Origin of the sequence: Janthinobacterium svalbardense, assembly GCF_002327145.1 — a bacterium.
GTDB classification, from domain to species: Bacteria; Pseudomonadota; Gammaproteobacteria; order Burkholderiales; family Burkholderiaceae_D; genus Janthinobacterium; species Janthinobacterium tructae.
Map to the genome: position 1 here is coordinate 601,241 of NZ_CP023422.1, position 14,380 is coordinate 615,620.

The window sequence follows — 14,380 nt, forward strand, 5'->3', positions numbered from 1 at the left end:
TTGCAGCACGTCGGCGTTGGCGGCCGGCCCCGTATTGACGGCGCGCGGATTGACGGCCACGCCACCTTCGAAGAAGGCGCTGTCGCTGGCATTGCGGTTGGCGCCGGCCAGCGACAGCGCGCCAGCGCTGGTGGTGATGCGGAAATTGTTCAACTCATTGACGGCCAGGCCGTAGGCGCCGGCCTGCGCCTGACCGCTGGCCAGCAGGCTTGCCGCCGCCAGTGCGCCCAGCCAGCCCAGGGTCTTGCTTCGTGTGTGATCGACGTTCATCGCAGCCTCTTATCGTGGTCAGTGTCGGAAAATCCGGGGGACAAAGAATCCAGAATGACTTGCCTGGATTCATCTCGTAGACACAGATAAGCAGCTTGCGTGCCACACAAAAAAAGTAAATTGAATCAATTACTTGCGCAAAGCAGACTGAGCTGGATAGGGCGAAGTGTAAGAAAGGCCGACGCCGCTTGACGGGTAGCGTTGGCAAGCCTCAGGTGCCACGGTGATAGCCCAGGTGGCCACCCGAATTGCTTGCACAACCGCAACCGATGCGCGCCACTTCCTCGCCTTCCGTCAATTTCCAGTTGGTAATGGTCGTGTGCTGCCAGTCGATGTCACTTTTCTTGACAGGTTTTACCGTCAGTGTGCGTTCTTCCACATCCGTGTATTCCATCAGCTCCTCGTCGTCGGCGATGTCGAGGGCGGTGGATGAGGGAAATGCCGAAGCGGTCGAGTGCGCCATAGCGCTGCAGCACATCGCGCAGTTCGCGGAAGCAGGCCAGATCCGCGGGCAGCAGCGGGTCGACGGCGGAAATATCGGCAACGGGTTGCCATTGCATGGCGTGGATGTTCAGGCTGTGCACGATAGGCTCCTGTGCCCCGTGATGAGTGGCCCAGGCTGCCGGAGGGGCGCCGGCACGCCTGGCGAAATACCCATCGTGGCCGCAAAGCTGGTGCGGCGCTTGCGCCAGATCAAAGGTGCGGCACATCGCATCTCGTCCAACATTGCCCGGTAAAATAGGCCATGGCAAACAAAACTCCCACCTTCCCCGGCGCACGCACGGGCCGCGGCCAGGTCCTGGCCGTGCTGCTGTCGAACCGCGACCAGTCCGGCGCCGAACCGCTGCAAGGCCGCGTCTCCCTGGCCGCCATCGTCAAGGCATTGAAACGCAAATACCACTGGCCCATCGAGACGCACAGCTTTCCCGCGAATACGCAGGATGGCCGCGCCAGCTGGGCAACCGTCTACAGCTTGTCGGAAAAGGTGATTGAGACCGCGCTGGATAACGGCGGCCGGGAGTGGCTGGAGAGCCGGGCAGTGGTCGGGCGGCGGTGAACGCGCCGCCTTGCCCTATTCGAGTCGGAAGCCGACCTTCAGCGTGACCTGGAAGTGCGCCACCTTGCCGTCGACGATATGGCCGCGCGACTCGGTCACTTCATACCAGTCCATATGCTTGACCGTCAGCGCCGCTTTGGCAATGGCATCGCGTATCGCCTGATCGCTGCTCTCGGTCGATGTGCCGACCAGTTCGATCAGCTTGTAAGTGTGTGCGGACATGATGTTTCCCTAGGTAGGCAAGCCAGACATCGGGAGTCTGCTTTGCGCAAGCACGTGCTCATCTTGCGCCTAAATGTGCTGGACGTCATTGCGCGGTGCAGCAATGCACCACGCAAGCCAAGCGGGACGAGCTATCGTTCATCAAATATCGACGTAGCGAGGCAGCAAGTCCTGATCGACCAGGCGAATTTCAATGGCATTGGCGATCTTGACATGCTCGGGGTTCTCATCATTGAAAGGCTCGTCGGTGACGCTGACGATGATGGTGCCGATCTGCTTGTCTTTGCCTTGCTCGCCCGTCGCCATGACGGGTACCAAGGCGCGGGCTTCTGGCACTTGCTGGGTCGTCAGTACACGCGGCAGGTACAACATCCAGCCAACACCTGGACGATCCTTGAAGACTTGTTTTTCAAAATAATCGTTACGTGCAACTGTGATCAATACCGGCCGCAGGGACCCCGCAATAATGGATAGCAGCTCTTTCACTCCATCAATGCCGAGCCGTCTCGCGCCTTGACCGTGATCGCTGATCCTAAAAGTCCGGGCGGGCCAGTCACCGTCGCTGAATCCAAGCGCCATGGTCGCGCCCTCACCGTCTCCGAGCTCGCCATTCCAAGCGCTGAGAAATCGGGATGTCTCACCCTTGAACTCGGCCTCGAGTACGGCTTCGGCCGCAGTGGTGAGTTCTCCCGACGCGTCGAAAACCGGATACAGAAACGACTCTGCTTCTGTTTCCTGCGACAGAAACCAATTCTTTCCAAACGCCTCAGTTTTTTGCAAGAAGCGGACAATCGTGGCGATTTTTTGGACGGTAGGTCGGAACGCAATGGATGTGTTAGCTGCATCGCGTTTGAACAAAGAGTTTATTATCATAATGTCATTGTATGTGATAAGTGACAATTCCCCTTCGCCAGCAAGCGCCCATAGTGCCAAATGCGCTGGACGTCATTGCGCGGTGCAGCAATGCGTCGCGCAAGCCAAGCGGGACGAGCTATCGTTCATCAAATATCGACGTAGCGAGGCAGCAAGTCCTGATCGACCAAGCGAATTTCAATGGCATTGGCGATCTTGACATGCTCGGGGTTCTCATCATTGAAAGGCTCGTCGGTGACGCTGACGATGATGGTGCCGATCTGCTTGTCTTGACCTTGCTCATCCATCGCCATCACTGGCACTAAAGCGCGTGCCTCGGGCACCTGGTGGAGCGTGAGTATGCGCGGCACGTACAACATCCAGCCAACACCTGGACGATCCTTGAAGACTTGTTTTTTAAAATACTGATTACGTGCAACCGTCATAAAGACCGGCCGCAGAGAACCCGCAATAATGGACAGTAGCTCTTTCACGCCATCAATGCCGAGCCGTCTCGCGCCTTGACCGTGATCGCTGATCCTAAAAGTCCGGGCGGGCCAGTCACCGTCGCTGAACCCAAGCGCCATACTCGCGCCCTCACCGTCTCCGAGCTCGCCATTCCAGGCGCTGAGAAATCGGGATGTCTCACCCTTGAACTCGGCCTCGAGTACGGCTTCGGCCGCAGTGGTGAGTTCTCCCGACGCGTCGAAAACCGGATACAGAAACGACTCTGCTTCTGTTTCCTGCGACAGAAACCAATTCTTTCCAAACGCCTCAGTTTTTTGCAAGAAGCGGACAATCGTCGCGATTTCCTGGACGTTGGGTCGGAAAGCGACGGAGGTGCGCGTTGCATCTCGCTTATAAGAAACATTGATTATTGTCATATTTTCATGGAACGTAGTAGGTGGTAATCCCCAACGCAGCTAATTTGGGCTCCATATATTCGTAAGCGAGTGGCGTTTGGAAGTACCACTTCAGCGAGGCTGGCGGGTTAGGCATGACAATCTTTGACTGATCCGTGGCCTGCTTTAATTCCATCCTCAGGAAAATATTTTCTTGAAAATCGTATCTGAATTCGCCGTTTTCCTTGAAAAATTGATCATAATCCGCTTTTGCTTCCTGCAACAAGCACAAGCGGGATTGAAAACCGTCAAAGTCCTTCCCTTCAAACACCCATTCCATGCCAATCAGAAAACCAGTGATACGGGCTTGATAATCGCGCGCGGCGGGCGACATGCTGTGTTTAACAGCCATAAGCGTACCCTTGTCTGGCGGGCAACGGCATCTTTCCTTCGCTTCGCTTCGCGTCTCGGCACGCGCAATGGGCGTGACGCGGGCGTCTTTTGCCTCTTCTGCCTCTTTTTTGCGTTTGCGCAATGCATCGTCCGTGAGCACGGCTCCTGCGGCGGCGACACCCAAGGCTAACAAAATTTTCTCCACGACTGCTGGTATAACTAATATCGGTAGCGCGGGCATTATTGCTCCCCTTCCAGTTTTTTATCCATCACCGCGATCACTTCGTCGAACCGCTGTTCCGGCGTGGCGCCGGGCTTGCGCAGGTAGGCATCAACCAGCGGGTCGTCATGAATCCCAGGCGCGTCGGCCGCCAGATACATCAGATGTACGATATGTGGCGTGGACCTGAAACCGATGCGAATGGCGTAGGTATACGCAGCCAGCATGCGCGCAATCACGGCCGCCCGGCCTGGCTGACTTGCCATGTCGGCCCGCTTGGCCAAGAATTGGTCCGCTACTGCGATGACGAAATCTGTCGTGTCGCCCGTCTGCACTGCACGCCATTGCTCCTCGCTAAACGTCAGCATTGCGCCTCCCTATGATTGCGCGCTTGGCGTCGAGCAGCAAGTGCCATTCATGAATATGGCCAAACATCGCCTCCCGCTGCGTCGGGTCGAGTATTTGCGCCAGCTTCACCAGCACGCGCGGATCCCAAAAGCGAAGTAGCGCTGTGCGGCCATCCGGCAGCCGTGTTTCCAAGTGTAGTTGCAGCAACTGCGCCAGGCCGCCAAGGTCCTGTACGGCGAACAGCCAGGTAACGGAAGGTGTTTCTTGTTCCAGTGCAGCCAGATTCTCAACAAAGGAAGGCGCCGATCTTGCCACGTCGACCAACCACGGGCCAGCATGCGCAAGCGCAGCATCGGGTGTGCCGGTGAACAGCGGGTAACAGCTCGTATTCTGTATCAGGCGTGCTTGGCGGTGTGTCTCATATTGAACACCGTCGACCAATGCGTACAGGCACAGCGCCGGGTGATGTGCCTGAAGTTGATTCAGGCGTTCTGCGACGTCGATCAATGTTGTCACTCCCGGATGACGGTGGTTGCGCCGGCGGCGGCGGCGGAGAGCAAGCATTCGAGGCAAATGCCGGAGTCGGTATTTGCGGCGATCTTGCCTGCAGCTTCCATCACGTCATTGTCGTCGACATCGGCCGGCTCGCCCACGCTGGACTGGTCCAGCCAGATCGTCGTGATCTGTCCTGATATGAGCCTGGCGCCGCAGGCCGTCGTGTCGAGGTGTCTGGCATAACCCCTGCCTGATCCGTCGACCAGGTCGTCGGCGGCGGAGTTGATCGGGAATGTCCCCTTGCATTTCGGGCATACGGTCATGTCGCCCAACCTGGCCACATACTTGCCGTTGATATCGACTGTCATGTCGGCGCTGATCACGGTACCGCCATGATTGGTCTTGTCGCCAAGTACGATGAGTGGACGGGCCATTTGATCCTTCTGTGAATTGGAAAGCCACAGGGTTGGTTGCTAAATTATAACATATTGATATTTAAGAAAGAATGTCTTTTTTAAAATGAACAGGGCGTGTGTCGCGATCATTGCGCAGTCATGCCGAACACGTATAGCTGGCGTTTCGATGTGATTGGGCTGCAGGTACGGCGGGCCCAGCGGTGAGATGGCACCCAGAAAGCAAAAAGCCCAATCCTGAGGATTGGGCTAAGTGCTTGAATTTATTGGTGCCGACTGCCGGTTTCGAACTGGCCACCTGATGATTACAAATCAACTGCTCTACCAAATGAGCTAAGTCGGCAAAAACTGTGCGTTGCGAATTATACGCTATTTAATGCGTGTCAGGGTCGGGCGGCCGCCTTTTTTTGGTGGCTCGTCGTCGCCGGGCGTGGCGTTGTCGCGTTGTTCGGGGGAACTGGTCGGCACGGACGACAGGGTCGGGGCGCTGGAGACCGGGGCCAGCGCTGGCGGCGGCAGGTCGGCTGAGGCCGGGCTGTCCGTTGGTTGCGCGTCGGGGTCATCGTTGCCCAGCACGGGCTCGAAGGCCATGCCCTGGCCGTTTTCGTTGGCGTAGATGGCCATCACGTTGTCGACCGGTACGTAGATTTCGCGCGAGACGCCGCCAAAGCGGGCGTGAAAGCGGACGGCGTCGTTGTCCATCTTCAGGCCGCTGGTGGCGCCGAAGCTGATGTTGAGCACGATTTCGCCCTTTTTCACGTATTCCATCGGTACCGTGGTGCGCGAATCGACTTTGACCGCGAGATAAGGCGTGTAGCCGCTGTCGGTGCACCATTCGTAGATGGCGCGCAGCATATAAGGTTTGGTTGAGATTTCAGACATGGTAGACACTGTGAGGCGGGAGCGCCCCCATCAAGCATGAGGCGGGCGCACCGGTAGTTCAAAAGACACAGATACCCCGGCAAGCGTGGCTTGCCGGGAATATCTTAACGACGCATCACTTTCTCGGAAGGCGTCAGCGCTTCGATATAGGCTGGACGCGAGAAGATGCGTTCGGCGTATTTCATCAGCGGTGCGGCCGTCTTCGACAGTTCGATGCCGTAGTGGTCCAGGCGCCACAGCAGCGGCGCGACAGCCACGTCGAGCATCGAGAATTCGTCGCCCAGCATGTACTTGTTTTTCAGGAACAGCGGCGCCAGGGTCGTCAGGCGGTCGCGGATTTCCGCGCGTGCCTTGTCGTGGGCCTTGTCGTTGCTCTTGGCGCGTTCGCTTTCCAGCACGTGCACGTGCACGAACAGTTCTTTTTCGAAATTGAACAGCATCAGGCGCGCGCGGGCACGCATCAGCGGATCGGCCGGCATCAGTTGCGGATGCGGGAAACGCTCATCGATGTACTCGTTGATGATGTTCGATTCATACAGGATCAGTTCGCGCTCGACCAGGATAGGCACCTGGCCATACGGGTTCATGGTCGAAATATCTTCCGGCTTGTTGAACAGGTCGACGTCGCGCACTTCGAAGTCCATGCCTTTTTCAAACAGGACCAGGCGGCAGCGTTGCGAAAATGGGCAGGTTGTACCCGAATAGAGAACCATCATTTTTTATAGTTCCTTAGAAACAAAGGGGGTGAAGCCGCGAACGGCTCACCCCAGGTCGCTTGTCCACTCATGCGGACAATGCAGAAACAGGCATAAACCGGCCTATGGCCGGCGCCTCACTTATTTGACTTCCTTCCAGAACGACGCGTTAAGGCGCCATGCCAGCAGAGCAAATACCGACAGGAACAGCAGCACCCACACGCCCAGGCGTTTGCGTGTTTGCTGTGCCGGTTCGGCCATCCACTCCATGTAGCCGACCAGGTCGGCTACCGCATTGTCATACTCGATCTTGTTCAACGTGCCGGGCTTGACCTGCTCGAAGCCGGCAAATTTGTGGATCTTCTTGCTGGGCTCGTGGGGATCCGTCTCTTCCACGAACTTGGCAGTCTGGACACCTTGCAATTCCCACAATACATGCGGCATGGCAACATTCGGCAAGACCATGTTGTTCCAGCCGGTCGGCCGAGTGTCGTCTTTATAGAACGTACGCAGGTAAGTATACAGGTAGTCGCCGCCAGTGCCAGCGGAAGATGATTTCGCGCGCGAAATTACCGACAAATCCGGCGGTACGACGCCAAAGAAGGCCTTGGCGTCCTGCGGTGCCAGGCTAGTCGTCATCAAGTCGCCGACTTTATCACCGGAGAACAACAGATTCTGCTTGATCTGGTCTTCCGTCAAGCCCAGGTCGCGCAGGCGGTTGTAGCGCATCGACACGGCGGCGTGGCAATTCAGGCAATAATTGACGAACAATTTGGCGCCATGCTGCAGCGCTGCCATGTTGGTCTGGCGGTCAGGAGCCTTGTCCAGCGGAAAGCCGCCTTCGTTGGCGAGAGCCATGGCGGGCACGAAGGCCAGGATGGCGAGCAGTTTTTTTGCAATCTTCATATGATGTATGTCCTTTGAGCGTGGCGTGAGAGCGGCTTAGTGCGGGTGAAACGTCACACGCGACGGCACGGTCTTGAACTTGCCCATTGCACTCCACCACGGCATCAGCAGGAAGAAGCTGAAGTAAATCAGTGTGCACACTTGCGACACGATGGTTTTCGTATCCGTTGGCGCCTGGGTGCCGAGGTAGCCCAGGATCAGGAACGACAGGCCGAAGATGGTGTACACATATTTGTGCCAGCTCGGACGGTAGCGGATCGATTTCACGGGCGAATGGTCGAGCCATGGCAGGAAGGCCAGGATCACGACGGAACCGCCAAAGAACACCACGCCCCAGAATTTCGCATCGAGCACCTGCGGCAGCATGCCGACGATGGCGACGATGGCGATGCCGGCGATGATAGATTTGACGGTCGTCGACAGGCGCGACTTGAGCCAGATGAACACCACATAGGCCGCCACGACACCCATCAGCACGTACATGAAGTCGGCCGTGGTGGCACGCAGCACCGAGTAGAACGGCGTGAAGTACCAGGTTGGCGCGATGTGCAGCGGGGTTTTCAGCGAATCGCCGGGCAGGAAGTTGTTGTATTCCAGGAAATAGCCACCCATTTCCGGCGCGAAGAACACGACGGCGCTGAAAATGACGAGGAAGATCGAGACGCCGAACAGGTCATGCACGGTGTAGTACGGATGCGATGGAATCGAATCGACCGGGTGGCCATCGGCGCCCAGGTTTTCCTTCACTTCGATGCCGTCCGGATTGCTCGAACCGACTTCATGCAGGGCGATCAAGTGCGCTGCAACCAAGCCCAGCAGTACCAGCGGGATGGCGATCACGTGGAAGGCGAAGAAGCGGTTCAGGGTCGCGTCGGACACAACGTAGTCGCCGCGGATCCACAACGACAGGTCAGGGCCGATGAACGGAATGGCGCCAAACAGGTTGACGATCACTTGGGCGCCCCAGTACGACATCTGGCCCCATGGCAGCAGGTAGCCGAAGAATGCTTCGGCCATCAGGCACAGGAAGATGGCGAAACCGAACAGCCAGATCAGTTCGCGTGGCTTGCGGTACGAGCCGTACAGCAGGGCGCGCGTCATGTGCAGGTAGACGATGATGAAGAAGGCCGAGGCGCCCGTCGAGTGCATGTAGCGCACCAGCCAGCCCCACGGTACTTCGCGCATGATGTACTCGACGGAATTGAAGGCCAGGGCCGCATCCGGTTTGTAGTGCATGGTCAGGAAGATGCCGGTGACGATCTGCAAGACCAGCACCAGCATGGCCAGCGAGCCGAAGATGTACCAGAAATTGAAGTTTTTCGGGGCGTAGTATTTGCCCCATTGGTCGTTCCACAGCTTGGTCAGGGGAAAGCGGTCATCGACCCAGCCCAGCGCTTTTTCGGCGACGGGAGCGTCTGCCGGGAATTTCGTTTCTTTAAAAGCTGCCATGATCAAGCCTCGCCTTTCTCGTCTTTACCTATCAGCAATTTGGTGTCGCTCAGGTACATATGGCGCGGCACTTGCAGGTTGTCCGGCGCCGGCTTGTTCTTGAACACGCGGCCTGCCATGTCGAAGGTGGAGCCGTGGCAAGGGCACAGGAAGCCGCCTTCCCAGTCATCGGGCAGCGACGGTTGCGGGCCGGGGGTAAATTTCGAGGAAGGGGAGCAGCCCAGGTGGGTGCAGATGCCGACGGCGACGAGAATTTCAGGCTTGATCGAGCGCGCCTCGTTCATGCAATACGGTGGCGTAAATTCGTCGGGGTTGCGTTGGGACTTGGCATCGGCGACCTTGCCATCGGTTTGTTTGAGCGACGCGATCATTTCCGGCGTGCGTTTCAGAATCCAGACCGGCTTGCCGCGCCATTCGACAGTGCGCATTTCGCCGGGTTGCAAGGTGGTGATGTCTACTTCGACCGGCGCGCCAGCCGCTTTCGCGCGCTCCGACGGCTGGAAGGTGCTTACCAAGGCTCCCGCGGTTGCCAATCCAACTACACTGCCCGCCGCGCACGTGGCGACGAGCAAGCCGCGACGGCCTGAATCGACCTGCTTTTCGTTACTCATGCAAACCCCAATCAGTCAAAATGCGAATCTTTATTATGAGTGGCAGCCGCGAAAAACCCGTCGCCGAAGCTCTTTCCCACTGATTGCCGCAACCCGCGTCTTTGCGCGGTAAAGTGGCAACATCCCTGCGGAACTTCGGCCAATGGCGCAGCCCATGCCAGTTTCTTGTTGATTATCCGGAAGTGAAAAATCCACTTCTGGCAACCGCAAATTATAAGTGAAGCAAACAACGAATAGAACAAAAACGTTGCTTGTACCATAATTTATATACTTTTGCAGGAGGTGGCTAGTTCTTTCGAACTAGATGCGCCCGGCTGTGCACGAATTGGTCTCGCCGACAACCACAAGTTGGTGGCACTGGGAATCAATAGTATGATCGGCATGTTTTTATATCTATCCGAAGGAGAAATTCATGGCAATGATGAAAGAATTTAAAGAATTTGCAATGAAAGGCAACGTTGTCGATCTGGCAGTCGGTGTCATCATCGGCGGCGCCTTCGGCAAGATTGTCGATTCCCTGGTGCAAGACGTGATCATGCCGCCCATCGGCCGCATTTTCGGCGGCCTCGATTTCGCCAATTACTACCTGCCCCTGAACGGCCAAGCCACGACGATGACCCTGGTGGAAGCGAAAAAGGCGGGCGCCGTGCTGGCCTACGGTAACTTTCTGACCATTTTGCTCAACTTTGTCATTCTTGCCTTCATCATCTTCCAGATGGTGCGCTTGATGAACAAGGCCCGCCGCAGCGAACCGGTCGCGCCGGCACCGGCACCGGCCACGCCGGAAGACATCGTGCTGCTGCGTGAAATCCGCGATTCCCTGCAGCAGAACGCACGCAACAGCAACAATCTGGCAAAATAAGTCGTTCCGGCACCGGCCGGCTGACCTGGGCTGAGAACTATGCGACGATTCTGGTTATTGTTTGCGCAAACCGTGACGATCGCGTTGGCGCTGTACTTTGTGTATGGCGCGCTGCGCCCGGCCAGCCGGGTACAGCAACTGGGCTCTCCCGCCAAGCCGGTGCCTGTGGTGGAAACGGCGTCGAGCAGTCTGGCGCCCGGTTCCTACCGCGACGCGGCGGCGCGCGCCATGCCCGCCGTCGTCAACATCCTCACCCTGCAAGTGCCCAAGCGCGGCGCCCATCCGCTGGCGCGCGATCCCTTTTTCAAACGTTTCTTCGGCGAGCGCGACCCGGACGCTGAGGATGGCGAGGACTTGAAAAACAGCCTCGGTTCCGGCGTCATCGTCAGCCATGAAGGCTATGTGCTGACCAACAACCATGTGGTCGAAGGCGCCGACGAAATCGAAGTGGTGCTCACCGATGGCCGCAAGGCGCCCGCCAAGATCGTCGGCCTGGACCCGGAAACGGACCTGGCCGTCATCAAGATCAATCTCGACAAGTTGCCCGTCATCGTGCTGGGCCAGTCGGAACTGGCGCGCGTGGGCGACGTGGTGCTGGCCATCGGCAACCCGTTCGGCGTGGGCCAGACGGTGACCATGGGCATCATCTCCGCCCTGGGCCGCAACAATCTGCACATCAACAGCTTTGAAAACTTTATCCAGACGGATGCGGCCATCAACTTCGGCAATTCGGGCGGCGCCCTGGTCGATACGCGCGGCAACTTGATCGGCATCAATACGGCAATTTACTCGCAAAGCGGCGGTTCCGTCGGCATCGGCTTCGCCATTCCCGTCTCGACGGCCAAGACGGTGATGGAAGCCATCATCAAGGATGGCCACGTGGTGCGCGGCTGGATCGGCGTGGAAACGCAGGACATTACGCCCGAGCTGGCGCAAAGCTTCAACTTGCAGCGCTCAAGCGGCGCCATCATCGCCGGCGTGGTGCGCAACGGCCCGGCCGACAAGGCGGGCATCGTGCCCGGCGATATCCTGCTGACGGTGCAAGGCAAGCCTGTGGGCGACACGACGGAAATGCTGAACCTGATCGCTCAACTGCCGCCCGGCGAAAAAGCTAAAATGACGGTGCTGCGCAAGAATCGCGAAGCGGCGCTCGACGTGATGGTGGGCAAGCGCCCCATCCCGAAAGAGCTTTCCAAATAGTTGCTGATCGGAATTTGACACATGCATGTGCGTGATTTGACCCAATTTTTACGTGAACTGAGCGACAACAACAACCGTCCCTGGTTTGTCATGAACAAGCCCCGCTACGATATCCTGCGCGAGGAATTCCTGGCGCTGGTGACGTCACTCATTGCTGAACTCGGCAAGTTCGATCCGGCCGTGAAATACTGCAATCCGAAGAAGGCCATGTTCCGCATCAACCGCGACGTGCGTTTCGCGCACGATAAAAGCCCGTATAAAACGCGGTTTTCGGCCGCCATCGCGCCGAACGACATGCGCCGCCCCAGCAAGGCGGGCGGCCCCACGTATTATCTGCAGATCGATGGCCAGGGCAATTTGCTGTTCGGTGCCGGCGAATACATGCCGCCACCGGGCCGCCTGAAGGCGCTGCGCGAACACATGGTCAACGACGCGCCAGGTTTTTCCAAAGTGCTGAAAAATAAGCGCTTGAAAGCCCGTTTCGGCAGCATCCAGAACGAGGGCAAGTTGCAGCGCCCGCCCAAGGGGTTTGACGCGGATGCCGAACATATCGAATTCATCAAGCTGAAAAGCTTTTTTGTCTGGACCGAAGTGCCACTGCCCGTCAACGAACCGGAAAAACTGCTGCTGACCCTGGCGCAAGGCTTGCAGGACGCATGGCCGCTGGTCGAGTGGATGCGCGGCGCGAAAGAGCCGGAGGAAGTCCCCGAGTAATTGCTGAAGGAGCACATAATGGCACTGGAGCACGCAAGTTCAGGACAGGTGATCGAGGTGCTGCGCAGGGATGGCGACGATCTGTCGCAGTTTTCCGCCATCGCGCTGGCCAAAACGGATGAACTGGAATTGATCCGCATGTGCATGCCCAAGGGCAAGACCATGCCCGAGCATCATGTGCTCGGTGAAATCACCTTGCTGTGCCTGCAAGGGCAGGTGGCGGTGCAAGCGCATGGCGGAGAGCAGGTGCTGGGGCCGGGGCAGATGCTGTATCTGCACGGCGGCCAGGCGCATGCGCTGGCCGCGCGCGAAGACAGTCTGGTGCTGCTGACGATATTGATGGCCAAGGCGGGACGTTAGGCCCGGCCCTGTCATTTTTTCAGGTAGTTTCGTCGCGCGGATCGCGCGACAGCAGCTGCTGCACCATCACGTGCGGCAAATCGCCATCGAACAGCACGCCGGCCACCGCGTTGGTGATCGGCATGTCGACGCCCATGCGGTGCGCCAGTTCGCGCACGGCCTTGGCGCACGGCACGCCTTCGGCCACATGACCGAGTTCGGCCACGATGGTGGCCAGCGCCTTGCCTTGTGCCAGGCCCAGGCCGACCCTGCGGTTGCGCGACAGGTCGCCCGTGCAGGTGAGAATCAAGTCGCCCATGCCCGTCAGCCCCATGAACGTTTCCGTCTGGCCACCCAGGGCCGTGCCCAGGCGGGTGATTTCCGCCAGGCCACGCGTGATCAGCGCGGCGCGCGCATTCAAGCCCAGGCCCAGGCCGTCGGCCACGCCGGTGGCGATCGCCAGCACGTTTTTCACGGCGCCGCCCACTTCCACGCCCACCAGGTCGTCGCTCGCATACACGCGGATGGTGCCGCCATGCAAGGCCGAGACGACGGCGCCACGCAAGGCGGCGCTGTGCGAGGCGATGGTCAGCGCGCACGGCAAGCCGCGCGCCACTTCCTGCGCGAAAGAGGGGCCGGACAGGGCGCCGCCGGGGATCTTGTCGCCCAGCACTTCCTGCACGATCTGGTGCGGCAGCAGGCCCGTGCCGCCTTCAAAGCCTTTACAGAGCCACACCAGGTTGCCGATGGCTCTGTCTTTCAGTTGATGCAGCATCGGCCGCAAGCCCGCCACGGGGCAGGCGGCGATCAAGAGGCCGTGTTCGCCGCTGGCATGCGCGACGGCGGCGTCGAAATCGGCGCTGATGCGCAGTTGCGGCGGTAAAGGGAAACCGGGCAGATAGCTGTTTTCGCCACTGGCGGTCATGGCGGCCATGGCTTCGGCGTTGCGGCCCCACAGCAGCACGTCATGGCGGCCGGCCAGGGCCATGGCCACGGCCGTGCCCCAGGCGCCGGCGCCCAGGACGGTGATCTTGCGGACGGCGGGAATACTATCGGGAGTGACTTCAGGAGAAACTTGCATGCAACCTCAACGGGGCAGGGGGGACGGGCGCGGTGCTTACAAGCCCCACACTTCGCTGGTCTTGACGTAGCCGCTCTGGCCATCCTTGTGGCGCACTTTAATCCAGCCGGAGCTCGGTTGCTCGCTCATTTCCAGCAGCACGCCCTTATCGACGAGGATGATGGCGGAGGCGGTGTCGTCGGGGCTGGCGCGAACCTTGAGGTTCGCGGCGCGCGCCACGACGTTACGCTTGGCCGACAGGCCCCTGGCTTCGGTCCAGGCCATTTCGCCGCTGGCGTCGCGTACCTTGACCCATTCGCCGTAGCTGAGCACGACTTCCAGCGGCATGCCGCGTGGCGCCACGTACAACTTGCCGCCCTTGGCGGACGGCGCGTCGTACAGGATCACGGGGTTTGCTCCCACCGTTTTGAAATCGACGGCGTGACTGGCGGCGGTGGCCAGCAGCAGCACGGCGCCGGCGATCCAGCGGAACTTGCTCAAGAGCGCACTTTTCAACATGATATTTTGAACCTTAACGAAACACGGCGGC

Annotated in this window: 21 protein-coding genes and 1 tRNA gene; 6 read left to right on the top strand and 16 right to left on the bottom strand. The window is 58.8% G+C overall.

What is annotated here, in order from left to right:
- Positions 1 to 16 precede the first annotated feature (16 nt).
- Positions 17 to 175, top strand: a complete 159-nt coding sequence (locus tag CNX70_RS29070) for a hypothetical protein (RefSeq protein WP_279629342.1) — start codon at positions 17 to 19, stop codon at positions 173 to 175.
- Positions 176 to 481: 306 nt separating this feature from the next.
- On the opposite strand, the gene CNX70_RS02555 is transcribed toward CNX70_RS29070, so the two are convergent.
- Positions 482 to 733, bottom strand: a complete 252-nt coding sequence (locus CNX70_RS02555; protein ID WP_157750885.1) for a hypothetical protein — start codon at positions 731 to 733, stop codon at positions 482 to 484.
- A 282-nt stretch (positions 734 to 1,015) separates the two neighbouring features.
- Here CNX70_RS02555 and CNX70_RS02565 point away from each other — a divergent pair, with 282 nt between their 5' ends.
- Positions 1,016 to 1,327, top strand: a complete 312-nt coding sequence (locus CNX70_RS02565; protein ID WP_096233239.1) for a hypothetical protein — start codon at positions 1,016 to 1,018, stop codon at positions 1,325 to 1,327.
- Between the two features lie 15 nt (positions 1,328 to 1,342).
- On the opposite strand, the gene CNX70_RS02570 is transcribed toward CNX70_RS02565, so the two are convergent.
- The 13 genes from CNX70_RS02570 to petA form a co-directional block, all read right to left on the bottom strand.
- Positions 1,343 to 1,549, bottom strand: a complete 207-nt coding sequence (locus CNX70_RS02570; protein ID WP_034753599.1) for a dodecin — start codon at positions 1,547 to 1,549, stop codon at positions 1,343 to 1,345.
- A 141-nt stretch (positions 1,550 to 1,690) separates the two neighbouring features.
- Complete coding sequence (locus CNX70_RS02575) at positions 1,691 to 2,407, bottom strand: immunity 52 family protein (protein ID WP_244199014.1); 717 nt, start codon at positions 2,405 to 2,407, stop codon at positions 1,691 to 1,693.
- 143 nt (positions 2,408 to 2,550) lie between these two features.
- On the bottom strand, positions 2,551 to 3,285 hold the full coding sequence (locus tag CNX70_RS02580; RefSeq protein WP_096233243.1) for an immunity 52 family protein: 735 nt from the start codon (positions 3,283 to 3,285) through the stop codon (positions 2,551 to 2,553).
- A 4-nt stretch (positions 3,286 to 3,289) separates the two neighbouring features.
- Positions 3,290 to 3,829, bottom strand: coding sequence for a Tox-REase-5 domain-containing protein (locus CNX70_RS02585; protein WP_244199015.1), 540 nt, complete (start codon positions 3,827 to 3,829; stop codon positions 3,290 to 3,292).
- A 47-nt stretch (positions 3,830 to 3,876) separates the two neighbouring features.
- Complete coding sequence (locus CNX70_RS02590; RefSeq protein ID WP_096233247.1) at positions 3,877 to 4,224, bottom strand: hypothetical protein; 348 nt, start codon at positions 4,222 to 4,224, stop codon at positions 3,877 to 3,879.
- On the bottom strand, positions 4,211 to 4,711 hold the full coding sequence (locus tag CNX70_RS02595; protein ID WP_244199016.1) for a DUF4123 domain-containing protein: 501 nt from the start codon (positions 4,709 to 4,711) through the stop codon (positions 4,211 to 4,213). The genes CNX70_RS02590 and CNX70_RS02595 overlap by 14 nt, the downstream gene beginning before the upstream one ends.
- Positions 4,712 to 4,716: 5 nt before the next feature.
- Positions 4,717 to 5,133, bottom strand: a complete 417-nt coding sequence (locus CNX70_RS02600; protein ID WP_096233249.1) for a PAAR domain-containing protein — start codon at positions 5,131 to 5,133, stop codon at positions 4,717 to 4,719.
- Positions 5,134 to 5,379: 246 nt separating this feature from the next.
- Positions 5,380 to 5,455: transfer RNA gene (locus tag CNX70_RS02605), tRNA-Thr, on the bottom strand.
- A gap of 26 nt (positions 5,456 to 5,481) precedes the next feature.
- Positions 5,482 to 5,994, bottom strand: coding sequence for a ClpXP protease specificity-enhancing factor (locus CNX70_RS02610; protein ID WP_071079859.1), 513 nt, complete (start codon positions 5,992 to 5,994; stop codon positions 5,482 to 5,484).
- 104 nt (positions 5,995 to 6,098) lie between these two features.
- Positions 6,099 to 6,710 carry a glutathione S-transferase N-terminal domain-containing protein gene (locus CNX70_RS02615; protein ID WP_010394154.1) on the bottom strand — a complete coding sequence of 204 codons (612 nt, stop codon included), beginning with the start codon at positions 6,708 to 6,710 and terminating at the stop codon, positions 6,099 to 6,101.
- 120 nt (positions 6,711 to 6,830) lie between these two features.
- Positions 6,831 to 7,595 (bottom strand): cytochrome c1, encoded by a 765-nt coding sequence (locus tag CNX70_RS02620; RefSeq protein WP_071079858.1) that lies wholly within the window; start codon positions 7,593 to 7,595, stop codon positions 6,831 to 6,833.
- A 36-nt stretch (positions 7,596 to 7,631) separates the two neighbouring features.
- Positions 7,632 to 9,044: a cytochrome b gene (locus CNX70_RS02625; protein WP_096238243.1), complete on the bottom strand. Its 1,413-nt coding sequence runs from the start codon at positions 9,042 to 9,044 to the stop codon at positions 7,632 to 7,634.
- A 2-nt stretch (positions 9,045 to 9,046) separates the two neighbouring features.
- A complete protein-coding gene (gene petA / locus CNX70_RS02630) occupies positions 9,047 to 9,655 on the bottom strand; it encodes a ubiquinol-cytochrome c reductase iron-sulfur subunit (RefSeq protein ID WP_096233250.1) in 609 nt (202 codons plus the stop codon).
- 412 nt (positions 9,656 to 10,067) lie between these two features.
- Between petA and mscL the strand changes: the two genes are divergently transcribed.
- The 4 genes from mscL to CNX70_RS02650 are packed head-to-tail and all read left to right on the top strand — an operon-like array spanning position 10,068 to position 12,791.
- On the top strand, positions 10,068 to 10,517 hold the full coding sequence (gene mscL, locus CNX70_RS02635) for a large conductance mechanosensitive channel protein MscL (RefSeq protein WP_070258531.1): 450 nt from the start codon (positions 10,068 to 10,070) through the stop codon (positions 10,515 to 10,517).
- A gap of 39 nt (positions 10,518 to 10,556) precedes the next feature.
- Complete coding sequence (locus CNX70_RS02640; protein ID WP_096233252.1) at positions 10,557 to 11,717, top strand: Do family serine endopeptidase; 1,161 nt, start codon at positions 10,557 to 10,559, stop codon at positions 11,715 to 11,717.
- Positions 11,718 to 11,738: 21 nt separating this feature from the next.
- Complete coding sequence (locus CNX70_RS02645) at positions 11,739 to 12,431, top strand: DUF2461 domain-containing protein (RefSeq protein ID WP_096233254.1); 693 nt, start codon at positions 11,739 to 11,741, stop codon at positions 12,429 to 12,431.
- 18 nt (positions 12,432 to 12,449) lie between these two features.
- The gene (locus CNX70_RS02650; protein ID WP_096233256.1) at positions 12,450 to 12,791 is read left to right on the top strand and encodes a cupin domain-containing protein; all 342 of its coding nucleotides are present in this window, start codon (positions 12,450 to 12,452) and stop codon (positions 12,789 to 12,791) included.
- 19 nt (positions 12,792 to 12,810) lie between these two features.
- Here the strand turns inward: CNX70_RS02650 and CNX70_RS02655 are convergent, their stop codons facing one another.
- Both CNX70_RS02655 and CNX70_RS02660 read right to left on the bottom strand, forming a co-directional pair.
- Entirely contained in the window at positions 12,811 to 13,851 is a 1,041-nt protein-coding gene (locus CNX70_RS02655) for an NAD(P)H-dependent glycerol-3-phosphate dehydrogenase (protein ID WP_096233258.1), read from the bottom strand.
- Between the two features lie 36 nt (positions 13,852 to 13,887).
- Entirely contained in the window at positions 13,888 to 14,349 is a 462-nt protein-coding gene (locus CNX70_RS02660; RefSeq protein WP_096233260.1) for an SH3 domain-containing protein, read from the bottom strand.
- Between the last annotated feature and the right edge of the window lie 31 nt (positions 14,350 to 14,380).